Source organism: Myxococcus sp. AB025B (genome assembly GCF_006518215.1).
Lineage (GTDB): Bacteria > Myxococcota > Myxococcia > Myxococcales > Myxococcaceae > Myxococcus > Myxococcus fulvus.
This window is the reverse complement of sequence record NZ_SRLW01000476.1, coordinates 1-5,022: the sequence shown is the minus strand read 5'-3', so window position 1 is coordinate 5,022 and position 5,022 is coordinate 1. Positions and strand designations below refer to the sequence as shown.

Below are 5,022 nucleotides of genomic sequence, written 5' to 3'. Positions count from 1 at the left end.
GGCGCAGCTTGCATGGTCCGCAGGCTTCCGGGTCGAAGTGCACGACGGCGCCGGGCTCGAAGGGCTCCACCTCGCCAGCAGGACACGTAATGGTGCCGTCGCGGATGTTCACTTTGAAGTCGCGCTTCCCAAGGAAGCCGGTCCTCGGGAGGCTGGGATTGTTCCCGGCGGGGAACACACCGTTGACGGTGGGGAGTGCTGGTCAGCCGACGTCCGCGCCGCTATCCACACCGCTCACGATGACGCCGCTCCGAAGTCTTCCTCGACAGGTCGTCCCCCGCGCCGCGCGCGAGCGACCGTGCGAGGCCCGGAGCCCCGATGGACGCGCACGCCCCATGGGGGCGCGCCTCACGCTCGAGTTGGCATGAACCCGCTCACCAAGAAGTCACCCCCTTCGGGCACGTTGTCGATGGAGCTGCTGCTGGGGACGCTCACCGCGTTCGCGCCGCTGTCCATCGACATGTACCTGCCGGCGCTGCCGCGCATCGCGGAGGACCTGCACTCGTCGGCCTCGGTCATCCAGCTCACGCTCGCCTCGTGCTTCGCGGGGCTGGCGCTGGGGCAGCTCTTCACGGGGCCGTTGATTGACCGCTTCGGACGCACGCGGCCCTTGTACGTGGGGCTGGCGGTGTACGTGCTGGGCTCGCTGGGCTGCGCGCTCGCGCCCTCGGCGACGGCGTTGGTGGCGATGCGCTTCTTCCAGGCGCTGGGTGGGGCGGTGGCGCTGGTGGCGCCACGCGCGGTGGTGCGTGACCTGTGGTCCGGCGCGGACGCGGCGCGGACGATGTCGCGGTTGATGTTGGTGGTGGGCGTGGCGCCAGTGCTCGCGCCGCTGTTGGGAGGGTGGGTGCTCCAGTACACGAGCTGGCGCGCCATCTTCGTGTTGCTGGCGGGCATCGGCGGGGTGGCGCTGGTGGCCACGGTGCGGGTGTTGCCGGAGACGGCGCCCGCGCACTCGGGACCGCGCAGCGTGCGCTCGCAACTGGGGGCGCTCTTGAAGGACGCGGACTTCGTCGGCCCGGCGCTCGCGGGCGGCTTCGCGTACGCGGGGATGTTCGCGTACATCGCGGGGTCGCCCTTCGTGTTCATCACGCTGCATGGTGTTCCGGAGCAGGACTTTGGTTGGTTCTTCGGCGCCAACGCGGTGGGGCTGGTGGCCATGGCGCAGCTCAATCGCAAGCTGCTCGGCGTCATCCCGTTGCACCGGATGCTGCGTCTGGCATTGACGTGGTGCTGGCTCACGGCGCTGGGCGTCTTCGCCGTGACGTGGAGTGGGGCAGGGGGCCTGTGGGGACTGGCGGCGGCGCTGTTCCTGTTCGTCCCGACGATTGGGCTGGTGGGGCCCAACTCGGTGGCCATCGCGCTGGAGCGACATGCCGCGCACGCGGGGCTCGCGTCCGCGCTCCTGGGTGCGCTCCAGTTCGCCGCGGCGGCCACGGCGTCGTGGGCGGTGAGCGCGCTCGATGACGGCACCGCGCGTCCCATGGGCGGGGTGCTGGCGGCGGCGGCGACGCTCGCGTGGCTGTGCGCGTTCCTGCGGCACCGCTCGGGGGCGGCGAAGCCCGAGCCCACCATGGCGGCGTGAGCCCGTAGCCCGCACAGGACACGGGCCCGTCGCAAGAAAGCCTCACCTGAAAAGGCTAACGTCGCGTGTGGACCGCCGGGTTCCCGCACCGACGTGGGTCCGCTCCTCCATCCGCCTCGCGGGAAGAGGTGCCAGTTCATGGACAAGAAGGACAGGCTCGACCGCTCGTGTCTGCCGGAGGGCGTCTCATTCGACCGCAAGGAGGGGCTCTATGCGGTGCTCGGTGCGGAGGACCGGGTGGTGCATCTGGGAATCTACGAGGACGGGCAACGCAAGCCCGGGACCTGGGCCCTGGATGTGGCGCCGGATGGGAGCTGGGCCCGCGTGGAGAGGAACATGGTCCACGAATGGGACCGCTCCGCTCCGGGCCTTCCCTATGACGAGGAGAAGTCACTGGCGGCCTGGGGTGTTCCGTGGCTCCGCGCCATCGCCAGCGAAATGCAGGGGCCGCGTCCCGGCATCAACCTCCAATGCTCGTTCTGCGAGAAGTACTTCCGCGAGGTGAGGCATCTCATCGCGGGCATCAACGTGAAGATCTGCGACGAGTGCGTGGGCCTGTGCAACGACATCATCCAGAAGGAGCGGCAAGACGCCTCGAAATAGGACGGTGCCGAGGTCCGACCCCACGCCGCTCCTGATTCACGCCACGCGGACATGAAAAACCCCGAGGCGCCGTGCTGGCACCTCGGGGCGGGTGACTCGGCGGAGCGAGTCGTCAGGTCATCACTGCGCGACCGGGACCTTGGCCTTCTTCTCCGCGCCGACGAAATCACCGGACTTCACCTGGGTGACCTTCGCCCAGTCCACGTGTCGCGCCATGGCCTGGCGCACGTCCTCCGGCTTGAGCTTCGCGAGCTTCTGCTCCACCTCCGCGTCGAAGGCGAGCGTGCGGCCCAGGTACAGGTAGCTGGCGAGCCTGCGTGCCAGGCCCCCGTCCTGCGCGCGTCCCGCCTGACGGTACTCGAGCAGACCCGCGCGGGCCTTCTCGAGTTCCTCGGCGGAGTAGCCCTTCTGCAGCGCGCTCGTCACCTCTTCACGCATGGCCAGCTCCAGCCGCCCCGCGTTCTCCGGCGCGTAGATGGCGTACGTGATGAACGTGCCCACCGCGTCGATGTCACCGGGGTTCAGGCTGCTGGCGACGCCGTAGGACAGGCCATCCTTCTGACGGATGCGCGTGGCCAGCCGCGAGTTGAGGAACCCACCGCCCAGCACGAAGTTGCCGAGCATCAGCGCGGGCCAGTCCTCGTCCTGGTCACGCAGCTGGAGCGTCTGTCCCGCGTAGTAGTACGCGTTCGCCTTGTCCGGCGTCTCCAGGACCAGGGCCTTGGCGCCCACGTCGTTGAACACCTCCGGCACGCGCTCGTACTTCGCCGGGCTCTTCCAGCCGCCGAAGAGCTTGCTCGCGACGCCCGTCAGCTCCTTCGGCTCGAAGTCACCCACCACGGCCAGCTCCGCGTTGGAGCCGCCGTAGAACTGCTTGTGGAAGGCGCGCGCCTGCTCGAGCGTGGTGTTCTTCGCGCCCGCGATGCGCTCGTCGAGCGTGGGCACGTAGTACGGGTGGCCCTTCGGGTAGTGGCCCGACAGCGTGCGCCAGAAGGCGATGCTGCCCTGCGTCTCCGGCTCGCTGCGCTGGGCCTCCAGGCCCGCCAGGCGCTCCTGCTTGAGCAGCGCGAACTCCTTCGCGTCGAACGCGGGCTGGCGCAGCACCTCCGCCACCAGCTCCAGCACCTTGGGGAGGCTGGCGCGCGGGCACTCGATGTTCGCCGTGGCTCCGGACAGCCCACCGTCCACGCTCACGCGGGCCTTGAGCTTGTCGAGCTCGTCCTGCAGCTGCGAGCGCGTGCGCTTCTGGGTGCCGCGCATCAGCATGCGGCCCGTGTACGCCGCCGCGTCCGCCTTGCCGCGCAACGTGGCCTCGGTGCCCCAGTGGAAGGACAGCGACGCGTTCACCATCTCGCCGCGCGTCTTCTTGGAGAGCAGCGCGTACTTCATGCCGCCGGGCAATTCACCGCGCTGCACGCGCGCCTCCACGTTGGCGGGGGAGGGGTCGAACGCCTCGCCCTGCGTCACGGCGGCGCGGCCCTTGTAGCCCTCCAGCACCTTCGCCAGGTCCACCGGCGCCGGCATCTCCGAGCGGTCCGGCTTCGCCGTCGGCACGAACGAGCCCATCGTCCGGTTGGAGGACTTGAGGTACGTGGTGGCGACGCGGGTGACGTCCTCGGGCTTCACCGCCTCGATGCGGTCGCGGTGCAGGAACATCAGGCGCCAGTCGCCGGTGGCGGCCCACTCGGACAGACCGATGGCGGCGCGCTCGGAGTTGTTGAGCGTCAGCTCCATGATTTTCAGGAGCGTCGTCTTGGCGCGGGTGACCTCCTCCTCGGTGAAGGGCTTGCGAGCGGCCTCCTCCACGTTCTTGATGAGCGCCTCGCGCGCGGGGCCCAGCGGCTGGCCTTCGCGCAGCTCCGCGCTGAAGCCGATGACGCCCGGGTCGCGGAACTGGAGGTTGTACGCGGACACCTTCGCGACCTTCTTGCCCTCCACCAGCGACTTGTAGAGCCGGCCCGAGGGGTTGTGCCCCATGGCGAGCGTCAGCACGTCGATGGCGGCGAAGTCCGGGTGGGCGCCCTCGGGCACGTGGTACACGCTGGCGAGCATGGGGTTGTCGCCCACGCGGCGCAGCGTCACCTCGCGCTCACCGTCCTGGGTGGGCTCGGCGGTGTACGTGGCGGGCACGGGCTCGGCGGGCTTCTTCAGCTTGCCGAAGGTGTCCTGGATGTAGCCCAGCGCCTTGGCCTCGTCGAAGCGGCCGGCGACGACGAGCAGCGCGTTATCCGGGCGGTAGTACTTCCGGTAGAAGGCCTGGAGCCGGTCGATGGGGACGTTCTCCAAATCCGAGCGCGCGCCGATGGTCGACTTGCCGTAGCTGTGCCAGATGTACGCGGCGCTGAGCACGCGCTCCTGGAGGATGCTGCCCGGGTCGTTCTCGCCGGACTCGAACTCGTTGCGGACGACCGTCATCTCGCTGTCGAGGTCCTTCTTCGCGATGAAGCTGTTGACCATGCGGTCGGCTTCGAACGAGAGCGCCCACTGGAGGTTCTCGTCGGTGGCGGGCAGGGTCTCGAAGTAGTTGGTGCGGTCCAGCCACGTGGTGCCGTTGGGCCGGGCGCCGCGCTCGGTGAGCGCCTGGGGCACGTTCTTCGTGGTGGGCGTGCCCTTGAACAGCAGGTGCTCGAGCAGGTGCGCCATGCCCGTCTCGCCGTAGCCCTCGTGCTTGCTGCCCACGAAGTACGTCACGTTCACGGTGACATTGGGCTTGGTCGGGTCGGGGAAGAGCAGCACGCGCAGGCCATTGGGCAGGCGGTACTCGGTGATGCCCTCCACGCTCGTCACGGGGGAGAGCGAGCCGGCCTTGGGGGCGGGGGTGGTGGCCTTCGCGG

General features: G+C 69.4%; 2 protein-coding genes and 1 pseudogene. 2 read left to right on the top strand and 1 reads right to left on the bottom strand.

Annotated features, from left to right (window positions below; all coding sequences use genetic code 11):
- Positions 1-364: 364 nt before the first annotated feature.
- Entirely contained in the window at positions 365-1,585 is a 1,221-nt protein-coding gene (locus tag FL311_RS41085; protein ID WP_141333075.1) for a multidrug effflux MFS transporter, read from the top strand.
- A gap of 438 nt (positions 1,586-2,023) precedes the next feature.
- Positions 2,024-2,179 (top strand): annotated as a pseudogene (locus FL311_RS41080) (ClpX C4-type zinc finger protein); the annotation flags it as partial.
- A gap of 129 nt (positions 2,180-2,308) precedes the next feature.
- Here the strand turns inward: FL311_RS41080 and FL311_RS41075 are convergent.
- On the bottom strand, positions 2,309-5,022 hold a 2,714-nt coding region (locus tag FL311_RS41075), incomplete at its 5' end, for a pitrilysin family protein (protein WP_141333074.1).